This is a genomic window from Cohnella sp. (assembly GCF_041641335.1).
Classification (GTDB): domain Bacteria; phylum Bacillota; class Bacilli; order Paenibacillales; family Paenibacillaceae; genus Cohnella.
Window position 1 is genome coordinate 1 of the sequence record NZ_JBEPYQ010000060.1, and the last position, 20,869, is coordinate 20,869.

Here is a 20,869-nt window from a genome sequence, read left to right on the forward strand (position 1 = left end):
GACTACCTGTACCTCTAATTTTAGGAGATTTTTTCTATTGTGCACGACTTATATTTTACATATTTAGCACAATTTAGACGGGTAATACCCGACACATTTCGATGTGAGATTTAATGCAACGCTACTGTTGTAAAGTCTAATTATAATTGAACTATGCTGCCCGTTAGCTTAATGGAATATCGGGAATCGGTACATATTCTTGACATCCGATAACCTGATTCGCAGCACGTAAAGCGGCGACGCGAGATTCCCATTTCTTTTGTACATCTTCTCTGGCCATGAAAAATTCTCCCATGAATTGTTGATTCTGAGGAGGATTATCTAAAAACTGAGCCTCGCGTTAGGCGGCCGAAGTATTAGACATTGCTGCTAAAGCAAACGTATCCATAATCGGGATAACGATTTTTTTATATTCGTTTTCGTTATACTCTCCATCTGAATTCTTTGAGTAATGTTTCATGATAACGTATCCGTGCTTCAATTTGGACAAGCCCCCACTTGAATTATATATGTTTCCTCGTGAACCTCGCCTTCGTTGTTATTGAAGATTTCTTCACGTTTTAAGTTCTCCTAGATGATGTTCTTTTACATACGCTCGCTTACAAGCGGTACAATGTGTCTTGCCGGAGGTGGAGATCAAACCAGTACATATGCCCCCTAAAAGGAATCCAACAAAGTCAATAATCATACCAAATAAGTTATACCCTGTTGACGTGTCAATCTTACTGATCTCCCTGCCGCGATACCCAATACTAGAATTGCTGTTTTCGAGTTTATACACGACATAATGAGTAAATGAAAAGACATTATCATCTTGATCCACGTAGTTACTAATATGCTCACCATTAAGGTGATGATTGATTTCGTTATTATTATCTACATAAGTTATCTTGTATTCCCCATAATGTATGAAGACGAATGTTATAATTGTCATCGCAAGTGCAGCGAGAAATTGGCGACCAGTTGGCTTAAATCCCTTTTTAACTATCCGCCAAAAATATAAAGATACTGATAACATACCAAATATAAAACCACCTGCAGGGAGTACAAACCATCGTTTCCGTGAGGATTCAACAATATTCGTTGACCGGATCTGTTTTTCCTTTATTTACCTCGCACAAATCACGGGAATATTGCACTTTTTAATACTTCAATATACTTCCGCTCCGTCGCCGCCAAAACTATCTTTTTCTCAAAGAGATCCCTTGCTGAGTTGCGTTGTCGTTGAAGTCGGCAATCGGATAATGTTCTTGTCACCACTCGGCAATCGGACAATGTTCTTGACATCGCCAAATGACAAGAACTTGATCCGATAAATAAAAAAGCCCGCGATTTACGCGGACTTCATTCGGACTATGTTCTTGTCACCCGACATCAATCAACTACTATCGTCTTGCGTAAATTCATGAGCTTCTCTTTTCTTGGGTCTTTTTACTTTTTAACGAGCTTGCAATCACGTTGTTTCTGATTTTCCCAGGACTGAATCACTTCCTGTGTAAACATCTTCATCCCCGTTAAATGCAGCAGGTTGTTGAACTGTTCATCCGCCTCCAGTGCTTGGTAAGCTTGACCACTATTAATGGCACTTGCAAATTCAAGATTAATCGCTCATACCAAGTTATTTTTCAAAATTTACGCTTCCGAATCCATGAGTCCGATGAATTCCCGGATCAGATGTCGTCTATATAAACGAAGGCATAAATGAAGACAAACTAATTTGACGAAGAGGTGTTTGGAAAATGGCATTAACGTCCGCATTCACGAGCTTCAACCTGCCTGTAAAAAACGTAGAACAATCGAAAGCGTTCTTCACCGGACTCGGATTCGAGCTCAACCCGCAATTCCCCGAGAACGAGAATTCGGTAGCCATCGTGATCGGTGACAACCTGCAGGTTATGCTTATCAATCAAGCATTCTTTAATACGCTCACGGAGAAGGAAACCGTCGATACGAGCAAGTATGCGCAGATGACTATCGCAATGGCCTTCGAGAGCCGGGAAAAGGTCGATGAAATCGTGAATACCGCGGTATCTTTGGGCGGGAAATTGCACGCTGAACCTGAAGATCATGGGTTCATGTATCATTGGGGCTTCGTGGACTTGGACGGCCATCTGTGGGCCATTAACTACATGAACATGGATGCGGCACAAGCTTAAGGCTAATGGACAGCCGCTCGTACTAGGATTCAAAAAGAACGTCGTACTAGGGAGCAAAAAGAAAGACGCCGGCATCTTCCCCGGCGTCTTCTTCGCGATATTCGTCATTTGGTTATTCTCAATAATATAGACGTAAGCCAATGACGAAATTCATTGGTCAATGGACCAGGCGCAGCTTCGCTCGGATGAGCTCAGCAGCATGGACGTTCAACCGGAGCTGCAGTTGCTGTCCCGGTATGTGGAGGCCTTCGAGAAACCTTCATGCTGAGCCTTCAGCCCGCGTATGGCCGTGCGAGGTCGCCCCCGATTAGAGAGGCGTTCGGACCGACGGACTTTAACGTCCTCGACACCACCCACTTCGGTTTGCTTTGCCACGCCGCTGCGTATTCCTGCTCCGGCGCATCCCATTCAGAATGGTCTCGTCCCAATACCGCATGATCTCGTACATGCGGCGCCCGTACAGACTTCCCGCAAGGCCGCGCACGTCGTCGATGAAATGACGGAATAGCACGGGGTCGGGCTGGAATGCCGTGTGGTCGATGAACCCGTCCAATGACTGGTTCAATGAGAAAACGATCTTTGCCATGAGACTGATTCTCCTCCCTGGTTTTAATACATCATTATTTCTCATGAAACAATAAATCAAGTATTTTTTCATCGGCTTTTCGGTTTATACCCCGATATGGATAACAATGAATATGGATAGCTGGATTAAAGTTGATTTCAATAATGCAGTAATTCTTAGCGGATGCTTCTTCAGAAATATGATCAATCATCATATCGACGCCACAGAAAGTCGCTCCAGCTGCTTTAGCTGACTGAATGGCAATTTGTTTATAGCTTTCCGAAATTTCATCTGTAAAGTCTATGCTATCTCCGCCCGTGCTGATATTAGAGTTCTCGCGCAAATAAACAATCTCGCCAGCTTTTGGAACATCATGGATTGTTTTAGACTGATTCTTCAAAAACATCCTTTCCACATCACCTAGCTCAATACGTTCAAGCGGCGTTTTATAACCCTTACGTCTCAGCGGATCTTTGTTTTTATCAAAAACAAGCTGCTCGATCGTCCGATTCCCATCTCCCACGACATTCGCCGGAACACGATGCAGAATACCGACAACCTCGTCCCCCATGACGAGAAACCGATATTCTTTTCCTGTGACGAATTCTTCAAGCAGGACAGATTGGTCATGCTCGAAGGCCATTTCAAATGCCTTTTGATAATCCTCTAGGGAAAAGTCTCCGGCAAATATCGTTATGCCTAGTCCAAAATTCGTTGACTTTGGTTTGATAACGATCGGCTTACCCCGATGAATCGGATAATCAGCAAGCGCGATTTTCACATCGTGATAGACCCTTCCCGCTGGAGTACGAATACCGTTTTGATGTAGAACTTTTTTCGTAACAATCTTATTCTCCATAATTAAAACCGTACTATATGAATCTAGAGATGTCTTAGTTGCTTGCTTGACGTACTCCTTATGTTCACCCTTTTGAAGTAAAATGAAATTATCTTGTCGGTCTAAAATTTCGAATGTAACCCCCCTCTTGACCGCCGCCTTTAGCAATAGCTGTGTAGATAGCTCCAAATCTTCATATCCTTTAAACTGATAACCGTTTGCTTTACTTTCCTCTCTATATTGCCTGGCCTTCTCTAGATGGTAAGACAAATAGGTTGACTGTTGAACTTCAGATTTAACAATAGCCGCATAATTGAGTTGCGCATTTTGAACGACATTCCTTTTCTTCTCCAGCAACAGGATAAATGAATCCTCATTTGGCATTAGGAAATTCAACATAACTTTCATTTCATCAATAAAATCTAGTGCCCTTTTTTGCAAACTCTCAGAATGTGAATATTCTCCGTATAGCCTCCCTCCTATACCATTCATGATCAGACTGTCGTGATTAAGCGCAGCTATTTTATGCTCTTCTTCCCCAAACGGCTGATCTTCGATAAGCAGCATAAAGATGAGAAACAAATGAACGAAATGCAAGGTTTCTTTACTGATCCCAATTTTATAAAGAGGATTTAAATCAATCATTCGCAGTTCCAGATAGGCGATACCGCGATGTAACAATTCTTCTACTAAGTTGTTCCCGCTTGCGGGTTTTATTCTGACCGGACTGTAATACTCCCTCACACTAAGTAACTCATTAGATGAAACAAGTTTTTGTAAGTCTCTAATGTAATCTTCAACAGATTTCAAAGAAACATGTAAAAGCTTCTCGTTACGATAACCGCATACACTATTGCGAAGAGAAATCATGTTCGGAAAGAAGTGGCTCTCTTCATCTTCATCGAAGTGAACGCTAAGTCGAACGCAACTTTCGATATAAGATTTATCAAAAACCGGACTTGCACCGGTCAGGTAAATCAACAGCCAACGGTACTTCATCACATTACGGGCCACTTTTAGATAGACGCCGTCCTTAAATTCCCTGTAGTTCTTATCCACTCGAAGTTTGTTATACAACTTATGAAGAAAATCCTCATTAAAAGAGAAATTATAGTGGATTCCGCTGATGAGTTGTCTCTTTCGACCATATTTTTCGGCTAACTTCCTTCGATATTGGTTTTCAGATGAATCTTCTATGGATGCGATCGGGATCTCATCTTCATCCGGCAAGACAGGCGGATTGCTACTTGGCCACAAATATTCATCATTCAGCTCAAGTGACACGATATCGTGGAGCGCCTCCATAAAATGGTAAGCCTCCTCGATCGTTTCAAAAACGGGTGTAATGAGTTCAACTTGGCTCTCCGAGAAATCTGTCTTGATATACGGGTTTTCCATTTTACTTCCGAATGCTTTGGGATGAGGAGTCAGAGCAAGCTTACCATTAAGGTCAACTCGGTTATTTTCTTTTTCTAGACCGAAATTTCCGCCAAAGATATCGTGATGCAAATGATTATCGATCACATCTTGTAATAGCTTCCGATTTAATAGCCTCATCAACATGTCCCCGCTTTCCTTTGAGTCATTTTGTTGAGTGTCCGAATAAACCAAATGACAAGTATGATTCCTTTAAGTACACTGCTTAATGCAATAGATATCCAAACACCGTTTAACCCATAATAATGTGAAAGCACAATCGCCATAGGTATTCGTAGCGTAGTCAGGATAATACTAAAAATGGGCGGAATATAAGTCTTCCCAATCCCATTGAACGCCCCAACAGTCATCAATTCTACACACATAAACAATTGTGAAGCACCGATGATTCTCAAATAGTCGACACCTAGATATAAGCTTGATTCATCTGCCAGGAACAAAGCAAATATGGGCCGGGGAAACAACATGAAAAGGATAGTAACTAAAATGCCAAATAACGAAGTGATAAACAAGCCTTTCATATACCCTTTTTTTATCCTGTCTGGATTGTGGGCACCGAAATTTTGTCCGATAAAAGCTGCAACTGCACCTTGAAGCCCGCCAATGGTCATGAAAGCTATGGACTCAATTTGTATACCGACTCGTTGAACTGCAATCGCGCTAGGTCCCCATTGGATTAATATTTTTGCAATGAAGATGGAAATGAGGGTAAAGGACACACGTTGTATCGTTATTGGCAGTGCCGACTGCTGCAACTGGGTCACTTCCCAATTTCCCGATCCAAATCATATCTACGAGACCGTAAGTTGTCGAGATAAAATTCGTGGCGATTACTGGCAAAGTCAATCTCATGAGGGTTGATGTAATAGGGCCTTTCCTCAAGTCATGCGTTCCCTTCAATGTGTCACGTCCCTAAGTCAGTTGTCAAAACGCTTTTGTAACGCCTCCATTAATCAATTATTTTTGATAAAGCAAGCAAACGTATAGCATTATTAAGGAACATCTCATTTTCGGAAGATGCAACAGATCTCTGGGGATAAGATTCGGTTCACTTCAGAATGATTGAGCTCATAGTAACTCCAAGTCCCTCTTGTCTCGCGAAGGATTAGGCCAGCATCCAATAATATCTTAAGATGGTATGATAATTTCGACTGAGGCGTATCCAAGATTTCGACAAGGTCACATACGCATGTGTTTCCCCTTTGCGTAAGTTCGTACATGATTTGCAAACGTTTCTGGTCAGCTAACGCTTTGAACTTACTCTCAAATGGAGTGAAGTCAATCGAGACGTTTTTCTTTTCAACAACAGTAAGTTGCTTAATCATTGCTCTTGGCTCCTTAGCAACGTAAACCAAAATTATTTGATGAATGGAGCTTAGCATATTTGGTTTTTATGCGCAATAATAAATCAAATAATTTTGATTTATTATTAAGGAGACTACCGCAAAATTAGTCAAGATTCTAAAGATGGACTGGCTGTAAAGCATCGTACTGAGGATATTAAAGTTTCAAATAAGAAAATAGCCGCTTGACAATAAACTTGGCGTCTGGCCCTACTCCCCTTAAGGTTGCCGAGGCAAATGAGCGTTGCCCTTCCAACCCGACATAATAAAGGCCTGGAACGTTGCTAATACCAGCCCGATGCAAAGGTCTGCCTTCTGCATCAAGTGCATTAATGCCTTGTAGGTAGGGAAGATTTGGACGATAGCCTGTAGCAAAGATGATTGTATCTACCGCCTCCTTTGTTCCATCGGGCCAAATGACACCATCTTCATAAAGTGAAGTAAACATCGGCTGCTGATTCGGTTTTCCTTCCGCTATTCGCGTTTTGTATGGACCCGGATCGTTCACTGCGCTTGAACTTGGTGCATTTTTCCCAAGTCGCCAGAATGGAAAGGTATCAAAGCCAATTAATTTAATCCAAAAGTGCAAATCCTGACCCCAAAGCTTTTGATTCACGAATTGAATGGGTTGGAGCACTGCTAAGGTTGTTTTGCTAACCTCCGACAACTCAACCCCGATTTGTACGGCTGAATTGCCGCGGCCCACTATTATCACGCGCTGATTGCGAAAAGGCTCTGGATTCCGATATTGAGAAGAATGCACGAGACGTCCTCGAAAAGTATCTTGACCCGGAATAACTGGCTTATAGGGATTGTGAAATGAACCAGTTGCATTGATGATTGTTTTTGCTCGAAACGTATCTCCTGCCAACGTGTATATGATAAATCCTTCAGATCCTTTTTCGACCGTTGCCACCCGCTGATTGGTCCTAAGCGGTAGTTGAAACCGAGTCCGATACTCGTTTAAATATCGAATAACCTCATCTCTCTTCGGATAATCATTTGCCTCGCCAGGGAACTTCATTCCAGGCATCGAAGAAAATCGCGCTGGAGAGAACAGTTTGAGACTATCGTAATAATGCGGCCATGAACCACCTACTTTATCGCTCGTCTCTAAAATCAGAAATCGAAGTCCCTTCTTCTTTAAGTGATATCCGGATGCAAGCCCGGCCTGCCCTCCTCCAATGACGATCGTATCAAGTATCTCATTCATATCGACGCCTCCAAATTATTTGCAACTTACAAGTATAATGAAAAAGAGATCACCCAAAAGGGTGGGAAGCATAATAAATGCGCGCTTAACAACAAGACGAGTTTACCTTTGACATGCTTTCATTTAGTAATTTCAGCGATCGGATGACGGTTTCTTTTTCAAAATCATTCATCTGGGAAAAAACCTGATCCAAATAAACGTTCATCTGCTCATTTATCGCCGTCGCAACAAATTTGCCTTCAGCCGTCAGCGAAAGAATTTGAATTCTTCGATCATCTGCATAAGGCGTGCGAATCAGCAGGTTCCTGTCTACCAGTGTTTGGACTTGCCGGCTAAACGTCGTAATCTCCGTGCCCAATATTTCGGCGATCTGTTGCATTGAAGGTTGATGTTGCCGATCAACTTCATAAAGAATGTGACTTTGGATTAACGTAACCTCAACCGTACCAACAGAACAGCAGGTTTTATTGAGGAAGCCAAATCGTTTCGTCATTTGCTGGAGAATAGCTCTTAAGTCTTCCATATGTTTCACCTCTAAGTACTTTATATCAATAATATTTGCATGTTGCAAGTAAAAAAAATAAACTATAATGTGAACATCATTTAACACTAATATAACAAATCGATTATATAATCAAAGAGTAAAATAACTTTAAGGGGGTTATATGGTGACCAAAGATCGAACATTGCGCCTTTACTTTTTATGTGGTCAAAACCGCTGCCGCAGTCAAATGGCTGAAGCTTTGGCGAAACATTATGGATATCCGGGTATCATCGTAGACAGCGCCGGACTAGATCCTAGCCCTCTTCATCCGTTGACCGTAGAAGTGATGAAAGAAATCGGAGTCGATATTTCTGAGCAGACATCCAAACGAATTGATATGAAAGTATTTTTAGCAGCTACTGTAATCATAAAACTTTGCGAAGATATTCAAGAAAAATGTCCGATTGTACCTTTTGGGATTCGCAATGAACAATGGAACATACGCGACCCACTAGCCCAGGTGTCTCCGTCCATTCAGGATGTACGTAGAGCAAGAGATGAAATCAAAGAAAAAGTAATTCACTTACTTCAGCAGTATCAAGCCTATGTTTCAAATCCCTATTCATAAGTCGAAGCTAATATTAATATTTACTTATACTGTTGGATGTGTATAATACGGAATAGTTGAACTTGCATGGAAGGAAGTGAAAATCTAATGACTAATGTTGAGGATATGCTGGAGTATCTAAAGCTTCTTTCGGATAAAACCAGACTCACGATACTTGCCCGTCTCAAAGAAGGAGAAATGTGCGTTTGCGACATCGTCGATCTTCTAGAAACCACACAACCGAACGTGAGTCAACATTTGAAGAAGTTAAAAACCGGTGGTCTCATTAACGAAACCAAGCGTCGTCAGTGGGTATACTATTCCCTAAATGTAGAGGATAAGCCCTATATCAAAAAAATCCTGGATCAATTGCCAACGATGAATGATCGAACGGATTCAATAAAAGCACAAAGCTGCAACTAACCGTGGAGGAATTATGTTAACGATCGCTTCTATTATCTTTCTTGTCACGCTTGTTTTCGTGATCTGGCAACCTAAAGGGCTTAACATTGGCTGGTCAGCTTGCGGCGGCGCTATTATTGCATTGATCTTCGGTGTCGTTAATTTTAATGATGTATGGGATGTTACGCAAATCGTTTGGAATGCAACGCTTGCTTTTGTTGCGGTTATTCTCATTTCATTGATCTTGGACGAAATCGGGTTCTTTGAATGGGCCGCGCTGCATATGGCCCGGTTTGCTCAAGGAAACGGAAATCTGATGTTCGTTTACGTCATTATGCTCGGAGCTGCGGTAGCAGCGTTCTTCGCCAATGATGGGGCAGCGCTAATCCTTACTCCGATCGTCTTGGCTATGGTCCGGGCTTTGAAATTCGATGAACGAATGATTTTACCTTTTATCATGGCAAGCGGATTTATTTCGGATACAGCCTCTCTTCCGCTTGTCGTAAGTAATCTGGTGAATATCGTATCTTCGGACTTCTTTGGTATTGGGTTTGTCGAATATGCCAGTCGCATGATCGTTCCAACGATATTCGCGATAGCATCTAGTTTATTGGTTCTATACCTGATGTTTAGAAAAAGCATCCCTAAGCAATATGATCTCGCACAGCTGAAACAACCAAGAGAAGCCATAAAAGACATGCGGTTATTCCGGATTTCTTGGGTTATTTTAGCCGTCTTATTGATTGCATACCTGACAAGCGAATTGATGAACGTTCCGGTTTCAATTATTGCCGGCGTAGCTGCGATCATCTTCCTCTTGCTTGCCCGTCAAAGTAAAGGGATTCATACATGGAATCTTGTGAAAGGCGCGCCATGGGCGGTTGTTGTCTTTTCCATCGGGATGTATGTTGTGGTTTATGGGTTGCGGAATGTCGGTCTTACAGACGAGCTCGGCAAGCTTTTCGATTGGGTTGGAGATCAAGGGCTATTCGTAGCCACGGTTGGTTCCGGATTTATTGCGGCCATCCTTTCCTCTATCATGAACAACATGCCGACAGTAATGATTGATGCCCTAGCCATACAGGGTACCGATTCAACGGGGCTAGTTCGAGAGGCATTCATTTATGCGAATGTTATCGGCTCCGATTTGGGCCCTAAGATTACGCCTATCGGTTCCTTGGCTACCTTGTTATGGCTTCATGTACTTTCGTCTAAAGGCGTCAAAATCGGTTGGGGGTATTATTTCAAGGTCGGGATCGTGCTTACTGTACCTGTGTTATTCATTACTTTAACCAGTCTTTACGTTTGGTTAAAAATCATCGGCTAATTAAAAGGAGATCAGACAAAATGGACAAAAAACTCGTATATTTTCTCTGCACAGGAAATTCCTGTCGGAGTCAAATGGCAGATGGATTCTTGAATGCTATCGGTGGACATCTCTACGAGGTGAAAAGCGCAGGACTTGAAGCGCATGGATTGAACCCACGCGCAGTAAAAGTCATGGCGGAAGCCGGTGTCGACATTTCATCGAACACCTCAAACGTAATTGATCCGGAGATTTTGAATCGGGCTACTTATGTAATAACGCTGTGCGGGCATGCCGATGAGCATTGTCCCGTTATCTCCAATCCGAACGTCATCAAATGGCACTGGGGATTTGACGATCCTGCGAAAGCGACAGGAACCGAAGAAGAAATTATGGATCAGTTCCGCGCCGTTCGCGATTCTATTAAGGCTCGCATGGAGCAGTTCGTTCAAGAGGGTAAATAAATATGGCTAAAATTACGAGAATGCATGTTGCCGTTAATTGCACGGATCTCAATAAGTCACTCTCCTTCTATCGCAGTTTCTTCGGGTCGGAACCGACAAAGGTGAAAGAGAATTACGCAAAGTTTGAATTAGATAATCCAGCTCTGCATTTCTCCTTAAATGTTCGCCCCTTTGAGAAAAAGGCGTGCTCAATCATTTAGGATTTCAAGTGGATAACACGGAAGATGTCTTGGCAATGGGCGAGCGTTTGCGTCAAGCGAATCTGCTACTCATCGATGAAATGAACACAACTTGCTGTTACGCGGTCCAGGATAAGGTATGGGTCTATGATCCGGATGATAATGCATGGGAGATATTCTTTACCAAAGAGGATTCTGAATTTGAATCTGCTGGCGATGCCAAGGATTTGTCACTTTGCTGTGCACCGCCTTCTGCACCGGTTTCCGTATCGTTCACAAGCTTTCAAAAAAACAAATCCTAGAACTGGAGATTAAACCATATGTCTAAAAGCTATCACTCGCTTCATGAGAATCGCATTTTCATGGGCGGGGCCGCAGATATTGAAGCTATTGAAAACAACGAAGGCATTGACGTCGTTGTCGACTTGCGTGCAGAAGCAACGGAATGTGCATATCCGGAATCCACAGCCACGTGGGTGCAAGTTCCATTAAGAGACAATGCTTCTGAAAGCGAATATGATTTGTACAAACAAGCTATCGACGAAGTTATGAATGCTTATCGTGCCGGCAAGAAAGTGGCCTTTCATTGCGGTGGGGGCAAAGGAAGAACTGGGACGGTTGCTGTAGGAACTCTGATTTCCCTCGGACTCGCGAATAACGTAGATGAGGCTATAGAATCCGCTAAACGCATTCGTCCAAAAATTGATCTCAAGCCCATTCAACGTGAAGCTTTGCTCAAACTATTTCCGTAAATGAAGAAGGGAATGCCTCGGGGCATTCCCTTTTATATATCAATCGATTCCGACCCCTTCACTTCTTCTTTCCAACAATAATACGTCTCTCCACTCTTCTTTTAGTTTACCTATCGCCGAACTGTTCGCCGTACACGGTCTCCACCGTGAAATCTAGATCGAGAATCAGGTCGGATCGCCGTCGCGCGAGATATCTTGAAGTCCCGTTGAATCAAGTTCGGAGAACTACAATATGACGGCTTTCGGTGTTACATTCGATGACTAAGCTGGAACGTAGGTCAACCTAATCATCGATGAAATGACGGAATAGCACGGGGGCGGGCTGAAATGCCATGTGGTCGACGAACCCGTCCAGAGACTGGTTCAATGCGAATACGATCTTTGCCATGCAACGGACTCTCCTCCCTGGATTTCTTCGGCGACGGTCCCCAGATAGTACACTTGGCCTTGTCCCAACTTATGGACCGTTGCGGCCGGTTCGCCGGCGAAGAAATCATCATCATACCATGCGATCGGCTCCGCTCCCGCCGGTGTCAGAATATCGCACCATTGGCCGCACGAGTAAGATTTCCCGGTCCATGTCCGAATGATGTGCTTATCTTTCCCAATTGGATCATATTCCGACACGGTCACGCTTGCCGCTTCAGCCAATGGTCCGGGTAGCGGCTGAATCCAGCAAACGTTGTTATCGTTCTTGACCCCTGTACGATTCGTGAGAATCAACGTTGCCCCATTGCTTTCCAGTATTTTAGTCGAGCGTTCCAAGCATATATCCGGCTTGATGCAAATTGTGATATCGATCCCCTTCGGGTTTCATTCCTTGTGGCGACATCACGAGCACGTCATGCCTATCTAGTGAGAATAGAGCGGGACATTCCCACATATATCCTCCATTGTCGTGTGAGGTATGGTGAGAAAGCCAAAGCGGTTTTGGAGCAAATAGAAGAAGGATTTGTTACCGCGGTGGCTTCTTCCGTCTCTTTGACTGAAATCTTGGTTAAACCAATACGTGAAGGAAACCTGACTCTGGAAAAGCAATACAAATTACTTTTCTCTCACTTCCCCAACCTTACCATCTTACCGGTCGATGACATGGTCGCCGAACGAGTTGCCTACCTCCGAGGAAAGTACAATATTAAAACACCAGATGCATTGATCGTGGCCACGGCGCTTGTAGCCAATGCGGATTTGTTTATCACGAACGATCAACGACTCGAAATTGTCAAAGAAATAAGATGCGTATCATTGGACCAACAACATTAGCTTAAGTCTTTCATCGCCGAACAGCTTCCAGTTGCTCATCTCCGGAACTCCTAGTATCCCCGGGTTAAAGCTCGCCTTATTTTCACTTTACCTGTTACTTCAGAAATCGATTGCAGTTTAGTAGATATGGCGAACGAATTTAGTCGTGATTTTGATCAGTTGCTTTTCCAAGCACGGGATATAGAATCCATGCGACCCCAGTCGCAAACCGTTCCGATTCTCGATCAATTTTTGGATCAGAACAGGGTTTCTGTGAAGTCTCTGCGCGATTTTAAACGCACTGCACGGGATCTGATTGCCGCATGCAGAATCAAAAGTATCATTCATCCCCTCCTTGCAGATCATGTCTTTCGAGAAGCGGAAAGATTCCTATTCATTATCGACATGTTTGAGCAGCACTTAACCGGCACCCCAGTGGCTATGCGTGATTTAGAGGAGCATTGAATGAAGCCGAAATAGCCGAACGGGACGAAGTGGAGAAATTTCCTGCTACGTCCCGTTGGACAGTCCCTTCGTTTTACAGCTTCACTCGCTTGACAATCGCTCTGCGGTTTCGGCCCTTCCAGATAACGTTGTCGCCGTAACCTTTCCCCCAGTCGTACATCATTAGCAGAATCGGAAACAGGCTTTCGCCTTATTCGGCCAAGGAGTACTCCACTTTTGGGGGGCACGACGGCGTATACCTTTCTTACGATCAACAGGTCTTCTGCGTAATGTTGGGAATCAGCTTCTTCAACTCGCTGAATCTCTTGGTTCCTTCAAGCCCAAGGTGCCACAAAATGATCAGCTTCCATTCGCCGCCGATCACGGCAAGGTGAGCTCCTTCTCGCAGTTGATCTCCTTCAGGTTAATACGATCTTTGATATCAACCGACATTGGCATGATTGAGAAATGTGAAAATGGCAAGTAAATGGATAACGTATATCCGTCCGTTGTTTTTTCAATTTCATAAGTCCGGATATGATGCTTAATCTCTGTTCAGTCTTCGACTTTGTAGTCGTAAGCTATTGAAAGTGACAAGGAGTGTTGCTCCCATGTCCGCTAAAATCGCAAGCCAGAGAGTCAGCCATCCTGGCACGATTAGGATTAGAGCAAGAAGCTTGATCCCTAATGAAAAAGCAACGTTTTGCTTAATGACCGCTAGAGTCTTCTTGCTTAGTTTGATCGTGTAAGGCAGCTTACGCAAATCATCTGCCATTAAAGCGATATCGGCTGTTTCTAACGCCGTGTCGATACCTGCTCCTCCCATAGCGATTCCCACGCTGGAAGCCGCCAGTGCGGGTGCGTCATTGACTCCGTCCCCAACCATGGCGACACTTGAATAGCTCTGTCTAAGTTGTTTAATGTACTCGAGCTTATGTTGCGGGAGTAAGTCGGCTTTTACTTCGACTACACCTAATTGCTTTCCGATGGTATTTGCTGCGGCTTGATTATCGCCTGTAAGCATTATCGTCTTTTGAACTCCGATGGAATGAAGCTCTTCGATGACGGCCTTAGACGAATGGCGCACAGCATCAGCCACCGCGATTAAGGCAAGGACTTCGTATTCTGTTCCGAATACGATAACCGTTTTTCCTTGAGTTTGAAGTCTTAAGATCTGTTCGCTTATCGTTTCAGTGATGTCTGCTTGCAGTTCCTTGAACAGATTCGGACTCCCAATGAAATAGGGTTGACCTTTAACCGAAGCCTTCACTCCTTTGCCGATTAAAGATTGGAAATCATCTACTGCCAGGGAGAGATCTGCGCCTATTTGTTCCGCTTTTCGCATCACGGCAGATGCTAAGGGATGCTGCGACCCTTTTTCGATCGCGGCCGCAATCGAAAGCAGCTCGCTTTCTCCCCGGCTGCCAAATACGGCGAAATCCGTCACTTCGGGGAATCCATTGGTTAACGTACCCGTTTTATCGAAGGCTACTGCAGTGATCCGACCGGCCTCTTCCAGATGAATTCCGCCTTTGATAAGCACGCCGTTCTTGGCGGCATTTCCAATTGCGGTAACGATGGAAATGGGGGTCGATATGACCAAGGCGCAAGGACAACCGACGACAAGCAGCGACAGTCCGCGATAGATCCACTCTCCCCAGTCTGCGCCAAACAACGGCGGGATGATGGCCGTGCTTATCGCGATCGCCATAATCGCTGGAGTATAATACTTGGCGAATCGATCGACAAATGCCTGTGAGGGCGCCCGTTCAGCCTGTGCTTCTTCGACAAGATGAATGATCTTGGATAACGTCGTATCGTCAACCCGTTTTGTCACTCTGACTTCCAGTAAGCCTTCCTCGTTGAGTGTTCCGGCAAACACTTCGTCATCAACGGTTTTCGTAACGGGTATGGACTCGCCTGTAATCGCAGCTTGATTAAGCGTTGACGTCCCTTTAATGACTACGCCGTCCATCGCTAGCTTCTGTCCCGGCTTGACGACCATCACGTCGCCTACTTGGATTTGGTCCACATCGACCGTCCATTCGACAGATCCGCGCTTGATCAGGGCTACTTTAGGAGCGATATCCATAAGGGATCGGATTGATTGGCGAGCCTTTTGCATGGAGTAGCGTTCGAGCGCTTCGCTGATTGCAAAAAGAACGACCACGACGGCCCCCTCGCCCCACTCGCCAATTGCGGCGGCGCCTATGATGGCCACGGTCATTAAAGTGCTCATGTCAAACTGGAATCGAAGCAGATTGTTAATCCCCTTAACAAATAGTCTGTAACCGCCGACTAAAATGGAAGCGGCAAAAGCTAAGGCAGAGAACAAGCTCTCATCCCCGTTAGTCGAAGCAAGTAAATAACCTCCTGCCATCCCTAACACGGAAACGAATACGTTCCAATTCTTTTTCCAAAAGGGTTCTTTATTTTCCGCAATCCTCTGTTTGTCCGGTGTTAATTTTAAGTTTTCAAACGCCCCTGCCTTTTCTAACTCTCCGGCAGTCGTGTTCCCAAATACGGTGATTTTGGAAGCTCCGAAGTTGACTTGCGCATCCGTTACGCCCGGCAGGTTCTTGACGTTTTTTTCGAATATCGCTGCGCAGTTCGTACAAGTAAATCCTTGCACGCGGTACACGTGTTTCTGAGCCTCAAGTTGCTGCATTTGTCACCAATCCCTTGCTGTGGACGGAGGCCAGTTGAATGAACGGTCGAACTTGATCGTCTTCTAATGAATAAAATGCCAGCTTTCCTTCCTTGCGGTGTTTAGCCAGCCCGAGCTGCTTTAATGTGCGCAAATGATGTGAAGCAGTGGCCATCGAGGAGCCAATAATATTGGCCACGTCGCAAACGCACAATTCATCCTCCTCGCATAATGCAAAGGCAATCTTCATGCGGGTCTCATCGCCCAGTACTTTAAACAGCCTTACCATACCCGAAATATTCTGCTGCTGCAGAGCCGTCTTCACTTTTTGTACTTTTCGTTCGTCATAGCAATAAATTTCGCAGCTATCCTTCATTTCATGCCTCCTACAATCAAATGTACGTTTGAATATAATCAACTTACCATGCTGCCGCTATTCAGTCAAATGCTCATTTGATTATAATTGCATAAAAAATGGCTGCCATTCAGAAGGAGTTCTAAATGACAGCGCCGACTTTCTCATTGCTATTTCTCACGCACGATTCATCCTTCGATTCGCCTGGTGCGCCGTTTTTAAGCTGCTTTCCGTTTGTACGCGCGCATCGCAAAGATATAAGCTGCGAGCATGATTCCGACGCACCACGCAAGCGCGACCCAGATATCATGGCCTACAGGCTGATCGGACAGCAGCGCACGGATGGTTTCTACGATCGAGGTCACCGGCTGGTTTTCGGCAAAGACCCGAACGACCAGCGGCATCGACTCGGTCGGCACGAACGCCGAGCTGATAAACGGCAGGAAGATCAGCGGATAGGAAAACGCGCTTGCACCTTCCACGGATGCTGCAGACAGTCCGGCAATCGCCGCGACCCAGGTTAATGCCAGCGTAAACAGCACGAGTATACCGGCGACGGCAAGCCATGGCAGGATCCCCGCCGACGATCGAAAGCCCATCACGAGCGCTACGAGAATGATAACGACAACCGATAGGGCGTTGGATACGACCGAGGTCAGCACGTGCCCCCACAGCACGGCGGAACGCGCAATCGGCATGGAATGGAACCGCTCAATGATGCCCCGCTGCTTATCCAAAAACAGGCGGTAAGCCGTATAGGATATCCCGCTGGCAATGGCCATAAGGAGGATGCCGGGCAGCAAGTAGTTCACATAGTTATCCGTACCGGTCTGGATGGCGCCGCCGAACACATAGACGAACAGCAGCATCATCGCAATCGGAGTGATGCAGACGGTGATAATCGTGTCCATGCTGCGGAAAATATGACGCATGGAACGACCCAGCATAACGCCCATATCGCTGAAAAAGTGGTTTTTTGCCGTCTCCATTTACATGGCCTCCTTTTTGCCGACGATGGCGAGGAAGATCTCCTCCAATGTCGGCTGTTTTTCCACATACTGTACCTCTGCGGGCGGGAACCGCTTTTTCAGTTCCTCAAGAGTGCCGTTCGCGATAACTTTTCCTCCGTGCAGAATGGCGATTCGATCCGCAAGCTGCTCGGCTTCCTCCAAATACTGCGTGGTCAGGAGAATCGTCGTGCCTCCGCCCGCTAGCTCCTTGACAATCTTCCAGACCTCGATTCGCGCCTCGGGGTCAAGCCCGGTCGTCGGCTCGTCGAGGAAAATGATCTGCGGATTTCCCACGAGGCTTAAGGCGATGTCGAGCCTGCGGCGCATGCCGCCCGAATACGTTGACGGCTTGCGGTCGGCGGCGTCTGTCAGGCCGAAGCGTGTCAGCATGTGATCCGCCGCCTGACGCGGATTTTTAAGGTGCCGCAGCTTGGCGATCATGACAAGATTTTCCCGTCCGGTCAGTATCTCGTCCACAGCGGCAAATTGCCCGGTCAGACTGATCGCTTGCCGCACGTTCTCGGGTTTTGACGCGACGTCAAATCCGTTTACGGTGGCGGTGCCTCCGTCCTGTTTGAGCAGCGTGGTGAGGATTCTGACAATCGTCGTCTTGCCCGCGCCGTTGGAGCCGAGCAGGGCGAAGATCTCCCCTCGCTTCACTTCAAAATTGACGCCCTTTAGGACTTCTGTGTCCTTGAAAGACTTTCGCAGACCTTTCACTTCAATTGCTTTTACCATCCGGATCTCCCCCTTTCTTTGTTTTGTCCGTAATCTTTTTCATGGCCTTGTTCACTTCTTGGTCGACGGATTCTTGATAGAGGTCAGCGTAAGTTTTTGAATCTTTGATGAGATCGTCGCAGAAAGCCGCTACGTCTCTGCCCGTCACTTCGAGCACGCCTTTCCCCAACGCCGCGCCCTCTTCGAAAAGATCGACAATCCCCGAGAGCAAATCCGTTCCGTCGGTCAGCTCAACGGGGCCGACCTTAAAGAGATATTTTTGAATCTCTTTATAAACGATCTGATAATCTTTCGGGAGCGCTTTGACACGCGCCACGTGCGCTCGCCACGCTTTTTTGCCTTCGATGAGGTCTCGTAAGCTCATTTTTTTATCCTCCTATTTGCCTAATTTTTTCGCGATATTATGGTTGAGCTGCTCGCGCCACTTGTCGCGATAAGACTTTGCCCCTTCTTCGCCGGCCAGCGCCGAACAGAAGCCTTTGATATCGTCGCCCAAAACCTCTTGGACACTCTGACCGTCCGCCGCCGTTTCTTCAAGCAAGCCAAGCACGCCGTCAAGAATGGGCATGAGGTTGCGACCGGTGAAATCCGAGTGGGGCCAAAGATTGGCATTAATTTGTTCCCATGCCGCTTGATAATCAGTCGGCAGCTTTTGGACTCGCGATTCAAAAGCTTTCATTTCCTTAGTCATGTCGCTGCCGGTGATTTTCTCCCAAAAATTCATGGTTTTCTCTCCTTTAACTCGTTCATTTTTGAGGATACAAACTCCCATTTTTCCCAGAACCTCCGCAGCTCCTCGCGCCCCGCGTCGTTGAGCGTGAAAAACTTGCGCGGCGGTCCCATGTCGGAAGGCTTTTTAGTGACCTCTACCAGCTTGCTTTTTTCAAGCCGGATCAGGATGGTGTACACCGTTCCCTCTACAACGTCCGTGAAGCCGAGGGCGTTCAGCCGCCGTGTAATTTCGTAGCCGTAGGTTTCTTCGCGGCTTATCATTTCAAGGACACAGCCCTCAAGCACGCCTTTGAGCATTTCCGTTAGGTTTTCCAGGATCATCACCCCGCTATTCTGTATGACTGGTAACAAGTAATACATACTACTGCTATAAAGTATCACGCAGTAGCTGAATTGTCAATAGCGCTTTGTTTTTCCATTTAAAAACCCGCGAATGACGCGGGTTGGAATAAGTAACTTATTCTTGTTATCGCTGAACGCGACGCCGTCCATCTTTATCCCCTCCCGAGCAGGAAACCGCTAGCCCCATCCGCAAGCCGCATAGCCGTTGCTTGCGTTTCCGATTCCGGAATGACATTGTCCTTGAACTCGTTGTCCGCCGAACCGTCGTTCGCATAAACTCCATAATTCTCGTTATTCACGATCACGTTGCGGATCCAAGTATTCCGGTTGGCTCCGTTCGTCGCCTTCTCGGGTCTGAAATAGACGCCGCTCACGGCATTGTCCCGGATCACATTGTCCGCGAAGAGATTATCCGAATCCTTATGTCCAATCGAGATGCCCGAATTGCCGTTGCGGGCAAACGTATTCCGTTCGAATTCTCCATGCTGAACGCGCCAGCAAATAAATAATCCCGCCGACCCGTTATCGCTGCATACGTTGTCCTTCACGCTCGTATAGAGAGTACCCGCTCCCGGATGCAAGCCCGACCCTTCGCAGCCGCGAATCACGCAATGTTGCACGGAGATGTTTTCGGTGATTTGCCAGCTGATGCCGTCCCCGCGAAAATGCTCTACCATAACGCGATCGATGCGGCAATTTTTCGCCTTGTGCAAATAGATCCCCCCCGCCCGGCAGCCGCCGATCGGTTCGTTGTCCGCCTTGTTCCCGTCGATTCTCAGATCACTGATGCGCACCTGCTCGACCTCGACCCCTTCGATCACGGAGCAGGCATTGGTTACCGTCCCGCCATCGTCCGAGCGATAATCTCGCGCCAAGTACCGGTCGAAATGCACCACGTTTCCCTCGATCGCCGTAATGACCGCCGTGCTTTCCGCCCAGCCCCATTTCTGCGATTCGTCGAAAACTTGAATACCCATACCGACTCGGAACCCGCTGCCCTCTTCTACTTCTATCCGAAGCTCGCCATAATCGGCGTCCACGATAAACCGGCTTTTTACGCCAGCGACTTTGCGCAATACCGTTTCCGGTCCCGCTCCGACGAGCGACACCCCGTCCGACAACCGAATCGGACCCGAGATCGCGAACGTCCCTTTGTCCAGCCGCACGATGCCGCCGCCTTGCCCGGCCGCTTCGTCTACCGCGAGTTGAACGATCCGGGAAGTAAATCCCGGGTAGTCGCGACCGGGTCCGCCGACCGTGATTTCTTTGCCTTTATTCCGCAGCATGCCGTAACGTCCCATTCCGAACTCCTCCTTCTATGTGCGGCTCACCCCTTCCCATTCATTATAAAATTCGCGGAGGACCGAACCCATTGTAATATTTCTGCTTTCATTGTCTTTTCATAACTTCTTTCATCGTCGTCCGCCTATTCATCTGTCGCTTCCCAGAATCGCGGATTTTCCATTGAAACTTGTTTTTGCACAAGCTACAATGCAACTAATCGAACGGAGAAAAAAAGTCGGTCGAAGAGATGAACCGGCTAACCGCGACGACGCTTGACCCGCTCGCTCAAAGTACTCCGCGTTCATAAGGCATGGGGCGACAGCCCGTTG

24 protein-coding genes and 4 pseudogenes are annotated in these 20,869 nt (G+C 46.1%); 9 read left to right on the forward strand and 19 right to left on the reverse strand.

Features of this window, described 5'->3' with window-relative positions; translation table 11 throughout:
* Positions 1-553: 553 nt before the first annotated feature.
* Entirely contained in the window at positions 554-1,018 is a 465-nt protein-coding gene (locus ACESLM_RS18950) for a hypothetical protein (protein ID WP_372633124.1), read from the reverse strand.
* Positions 1,019-1,739: 721 nt separating this feature from the next.
* Here ACESLM_RS18950 and ACESLM_RS18955 point away from each other — a divergent pair.
* Entirely contained in the window at positions 1,740-2,156 is a 417-nt protein-coding gene (locus tag ACESLM_RS18955; protein WP_372633125.1) for a VOC family protein, read from the forward strand.
* A 334-nt stretch (positions 2,157-2,490) separates the two neighbouring features.
* Here ACESLM_RS18955 and ACESLM_RS18960 read toward each other — a convergent pair whose 3' ends face one another.
* The 7 genes and pseudogenes from ACESLM_RS18960 to ACESLM_RS18990 all read right to left on the reverse strand — a co-directional run bounded on the left by ACESLM_RS18960 (position 2,491) and on the right by ACESLM_RS18990 (position 8,075).
* Entirely contained in the window at positions 2,491-2,742 is a 252-nt protein-coding gene (locus tag ACESLM_RS18960; RefSeq protein ID WP_372633126.1) for a dihydrofolate reductase family protein, read from the reverse strand.
* Between the two features lie 34 nt (positions 2,743-2,776).
* On the reverse strand, positions 2,777-5,122 hold the full coding sequence (gshAB, locus tag ACESLM_RS18965) for a bifunctional glutamate--cysteine ligase GshA/glutathione synthetase GshB (RefSeq protein ID WP_372633127.1): 2,346 nt from the start codon (positions 5,120-5,122) through the stop codon (positions 2,777-2,779).
* Complete coding sequence (locus ACESLM_RS18970; protein ID WP_372633128.1) at positions 5,116-5,760, reverse strand: MATE family efflux transporter; 645 nt, start codon at positions 5,758-5,760, stop codon at positions 5,116-5,118. The genes gshAB and ACESLM_RS18970 overlap by 7 nt, the downstream gene beginning before the upstream one ends.
* 4 nt (positions 5,761-5,764) lie before the next feature.
* Positions 5,765-5,848, reverse strand: a pseudogene (locus ACESLM_RS18975) (MATE family efflux transporter); the annotation flags it as partial.
* Between the two features lie 152 nt (positions 5,849-6,000).
* Positions 6,001-6,321, reverse strand: a complete 321-nt coding sequence (locus tag ACESLM_RS18980; RefSeq protein ID WP_372633129.1) for an ArsR/SmtB family transcription factor — start codon at positions 6,319-6,321, stop codon at positions 6,001-6,003.
* A 175-nt stretch (positions 6,322-6,496) separates the two neighbouring features.
* On the reverse strand, positions 6,497-7,552 hold the full coding sequence (locus ACESLM_RS18985; protein WP_372633130.1) for an NAD(P)-binding domain-containing protein: 1,056 nt from the start codon (positions 7,550-7,552) through the stop codon (positions 6,497-6,499).
* 85 nt (positions 7,553-7,637) lie between these two features.
* Entirely contained in the window at positions 7,638-8,075 is a 438-nt protein-coding gene (locus ACESLM_RS18990; protein ID WP_372633131.1) for a MarR family winged helix-turn-helix transcriptional regulator, read from the reverse strand.
* 145 nt (positions 8,076-8,220) lie between these two features.
* Between ACESLM_RS18990 and ACESLM_RS18995 the strand changes: the two genes are divergently transcribed.
* The 6 genes and pseudogenes from ACESLM_RS18995 (at position 8,221) to ACESLM_RS19020 (ending at position 11,746) form a co-directional block, all read left to right on the forward strand.
* Positions 8,221-8,664, forward strand: coding sequence for an arsenate reductase ArsC (locus ACESLM_RS18995; protein WP_372633132.1), 444 nt, complete (start codon positions 8,221-8,223; stop codon positions 8,662-8,664).
* Between the two features lie 87 nt (positions 8,665-8,751).
* A complete protein-coding gene (locus tag ACESLM_RS19000; protein WP_372633133.1) occupies positions 8,752-9,066 on the forward strand; it encodes an ArsR/SmtB family transcription factor in 315 nt (104 codons plus the stop codon).
* A 13-nt stretch (positions 9,067-9,079) separates the two neighbouring features.
* The gene (locus tag ACESLM_RS19005; protein ID WP_372633134.1) at positions 9,080-10,372 is read left to right on the forward strand and encodes an arsenic transporter; all 1,293 of its coding nucleotides are present in this window, start codon (positions 9,080-9,082) and stop codon (positions 10,370-10,372) included.
* A 20-nt stretch (positions 10,373-10,392) separates the two neighbouring features.
* A complete protein-coding gene (gene arsC, locus ACESLM_RS19010) occupies positions 10,393-10,815 on the forward strand; it encodes an arsenate reductase (thioredoxin) (RefSeq protein ID WP_372633135.1) in 423 nt (140 codons plus the stop codon).
* Positions 10,816-10,817: 2 nt separating this feature from the next.
* Positions 10,818-11,296 (forward strand): annotated as a pseudogene (locus ACESLM_RS19015) (ArsI/CadI family heavy metal resistance metalloenzyme).
* Between the two features lie 18 nt (positions 11,297-11,314).
* Entirely contained in the window at positions 11,315-11,746 is a 432-nt protein-coding gene (locus ACESLM_RS19020; RefSeq protein ID WP_372633136.1) for a protein-tyrosine phosphatase family protein, read from the forward strand.
* 363 nt (positions 11,747-12,109) lie between these two features.
* On the opposite strand, the gene ACESLM_RS19025 is transcribed toward ACESLM_RS19020, so the two are convergent.
* Positions 12,110-12,511: a beta-galactosidase trimerization domain-containing protein gene (locus ACESLM_RS19025; RefSeq protein WP_372633137.1), complete on the reverse strand. Its 402-nt coding sequence runs from the start codon at positions 12,509-12,511 to the stop codon at positions 12,110-12,112.
* Positions 12,498-12,641 (reverse strand): annotated as a pseudogene (locus tag ACESLM_RS19030) (glycoside hydrolase family 32 protein); the annotation flags it as partial. The gene ACESLM_RS19025 and the pseudogene ACESLM_RS19030, both read right to left, overlap by 14 nt.
* 5 nt (positions 12,642-12,646) lie before the next feature.
* On the opposite strand from ACESLM_RS19030, the gene ACESLM_RS19035 reads away from it, so the two are divergent.
* Positions 12,647-13,009: a type II toxin-antitoxin system VapC family toxin gene (locus ACESLM_RS19035; RefSeq protein WP_372633158.1), complete on the forward strand. Its 363-nt coding sequence runs from the start codon at positions 12,647-12,649 to the stop codon at positions 13,007-13,009.
* Between the two features lie 78 nt (positions 13,010-13,087).
* The gene (locus ACESLM_RS19040; protein WP_372633159.1) at positions 13,088-13,453 is read left to right on the forward strand and encodes a DUF2935 domain-containing protein; all 366 of its coding nucleotides are present in this window, start codon (positions 13,088-13,090) and stop codon (positions 13,451-13,453) included.
* Between the two features lie 73 nt (positions 13,454-13,526).
* On the opposite strand, the pseudogene ACESLM_RS19045 reads toward ACESLM_RS19040, so the two are convergent.
* The 9 genes and pseudogenes from ACESLM_RS19045 to ACESLM_RS19085 all read right to left on the reverse strand — a co-directional run bounded on the left by ACESLM_RS19045 (position 13,527) and on the right by ACESLM_RS19085 (position 20,557).
* Positions 13,527-13,885, reverse strand: a pseudogene (locus ACESLM_RS19045) (winged helix-turn-helix transcriptional regulator).
* Positions 13,886-13,976: 91 nt separating this feature from the next.
* Complete coding sequence (locus ACESLM_RS19050; protein ID WP_372633138.1) at positions 13,977-16,100, reverse strand: heavy metal translocating P-type ATPase; 2,124 nt, start codon at positions 16,098-16,100, stop codon at positions 13,977-13,979.
* The gene (locus ACESLM_RS19055; RefSeq protein WP_372633139.1) at positions 16,087-16,455 is read right to left on the reverse strand and encodes an ArsR/SmtB family transcription factor; all 369 of its coding nucleotides are present in this window, start codon (positions 16,453-16,455) and stop codon (positions 16,087-16,089) included. The genes ACESLM_RS19050 and ACESLM_RS19055 overlap by 14 nt, the downstream gene beginning before the upstream one ends.
* 197 nt (positions 16,456-16,652) lie before the next feature.
* Positions 16,653-17,423: an ABC transporter permease gene (locus ACESLM_RS19060; protein ID WP_372633140.1), complete on the reverse strand. Its 771-nt coding sequence runs from the start codon at positions 17,421-17,423 to the stop codon at positions 16,653-16,655.
* A complete protein-coding gene (locus ACESLM_RS19065) occupies positions 17,424-18,182 on the reverse strand; it encodes an ABC transporter ATP-binding protein (RefSeq protein WP_372633141.1) in 759 nt (252 codons plus the stop codon).
* Positions 18,166-18,546: a DUF1048 domain-containing protein gene (locus ACESLM_RS19070; protein ID WP_372633142.1), complete on the reverse strand. Its 381-nt coding sequence runs from the start codon at positions 18,544-18,546 to the stop codon at positions 18,166-18,168. The genes ACESLM_RS19065 and ACESLM_RS19070 overlap by 17 nt, the downstream gene beginning before the upstream one ends.
* 12 nt (positions 18,547-18,558) lie before the next feature.
* Positions 18,559-18,906 (reverse strand): DUF1048 domain-containing protein, encoded by a 348-nt coding sequence (locus ACESLM_RS19075; protein ID WP_372633143.1) that lies wholly within the window; start codon positions 18,904-18,906, stop codon positions 18,559-18,561.
* Positions 18,903-19,211 carry a PadR family transcriptional regulator gene (locus tag ACESLM_RS19080; protein WP_372633160.1) on the reverse strand — a complete coding sequence of 103 codons (309 nt, stop codon included), beginning with the start codon at positions 19,209-19,211 and terminating at the stop codon, positions 18,903-18,905. The genes ACESLM_RS19075 and ACESLM_RS19080 overlap by 4 nt, the downstream gene beginning before the upstream one ends.
* Positions 19,212-19,408: 197 nt before the next feature.
* Positions 19,409-20,557 carry a right-handed parallel beta-helix repeat-containing protein gene (locus tag ACESLM_RS19085; protein ID WP_372633144.1) on the reverse strand — a complete coding sequence of 383 codons (1,149 nt, stop codon included), beginning with the start codon at positions 20,555-20,557 and terminating at the stop codon, positions 19,409-19,411.
* Positions 20,558-20,869: the final 312 nt, after the last annotated feature.

Excerpts from the sequence above, each read along its gene's own strand:
- ACESLM_RS19065 (WP_372633141.1), bottom strand. The coding sequence starts at position 18,182 with ATGGTAAAAGCAATTGAAGTGAAAGGTCTGCGAAAGTCTTTCAAGGAC.
- ACESLM_RS18950 (WP_372633124.1), bottom strand. The coding sequence starts at position 1,018 with ATGTTATCAGTATCTTTATATTTTTGGCGGATAGTTAAAAAGGGATTT.
- ACESLM_RS18980 (WP_372633129.1), bottom strand. The coding sequence starts at position 6,321 with ATGATTAAGCAACTTACTGTTGTTGAAAAGAAAAACGTCTCGATTGAC.
- ACESLM_RS19050 (WP_372633138.1), bottom strand. The coding sequence starts at position 16,100 with ATGCAGCAACTTGAGGCTCAGAAACACGTGTACCGCGTGCAAGGATTT.
- ACESLM_RS19020 (WP_372633136.1), top strand. The coding sequence starts at position 11,315 with ATGTCTAAAAGCTATCACTCGCTTCATGAGAATCGCATTTTCATGGGC.
- ACESLM_RS19005 (WP_372633134.1), top strand. The coding sequence starts at position 9,080 with ATGTTAACGATCGCTTCTATTATCTTTCTTGTCACGCTTGTTTTCGTG.
- arsC (WP_372633135.1), top strand. The coding sequence starts at position 10,393 with ATGGACAAAAAACTCGTATATTTTCTCTGCACAGGAAATTCCTGTCGG.
- gshAB (WP_372633127.1), bottom strand. The coding sequence starts at position 5,122 with ATGTTGATGAGGCTATTAAATCGGAAGCTATTACAAGATGTGATCGAT.
- ACESLM_RS19080 (WP_372633160.1), bottom strand. The coding sequence starts at position 19,211 with ATGCTCAAAGGCGTGCTTGAGGGCTGTGTCCTTGAAATGATAAGCCGC.
- ACESLM_RS19060 (WP_372633140.1), bottom strand. The coding sequence starts at position 17,423 with ATGGAGACGGCAAAAAACCACTTTTTCAGCGATATGGGCGTTATGCTG.
- ACESLM_RS18955 (WP_372633125.1), top strand. The coding sequence starts at position 1,740 with ATGGCATTAACGTCCGCATTCACGAGCTTCAACCTGCCTGTAAAAAAC.
- ACESLM_RS19070 (WP_372633142.1), bottom strand. The coding sequence starts at position 18,546 with ATGAGCTTACGAGACCTCATCGAAGGCAAAAAAGCGTGGCGAGCGCAC.
- ACESLM_RS19085 (WP_372633144.1), bottom strand. The coding sequence starts at position 20,557 with ATGGGACGTTACGGCATGCTGCGGAATAAAGGCAAAGAAATCACGGTC.
- ACESLM_RS18960 (WP_372633126.1), bottom strand. The coding sequence starts at position 2,742 with ATGGCAAAGATCGTTTTCTCATTGAACCAGTCATTGGACGGGTTCATC.
- ACESLM_RS19000 (WP_372633133.1), top strand. The coding sequence starts at position 8,752 with ATGACTAATGTTGAGGATATGCTGGAGTATCTAAAGCTTCTTTCGGAT.
- ACESLM_RS19055 (WP_372633139.1), bottom strand. The coding sequence starts at position 16,455 with ATGAAGGATAGCTGCGAAATTTATTGCTATGACGAACGAAAAGTACAA.
- ACESLM_RS18990 (WP_372633131.1), bottom strand. The coding sequence starts at position 8,075 with ATGGAAGACTTAAGAGCTATTCTCCAGCAAATGACGAAACGATTTGGC.
- ACESLM_RS18985 (WP_372633130.1), bottom strand. The coding sequence starts at position 7,552 with ATGAATGAGATACTTGATACGATCGTCATTGGAGGAGGGCAGGCCGGG.
- ACESLM_RS19075 (WP_372633143.1), bottom strand. The coding sequence starts at position 18,906 with ATGAATTTTTGGGAGAAAATCACCGGCAGCGACATGACTAAGGAAATG.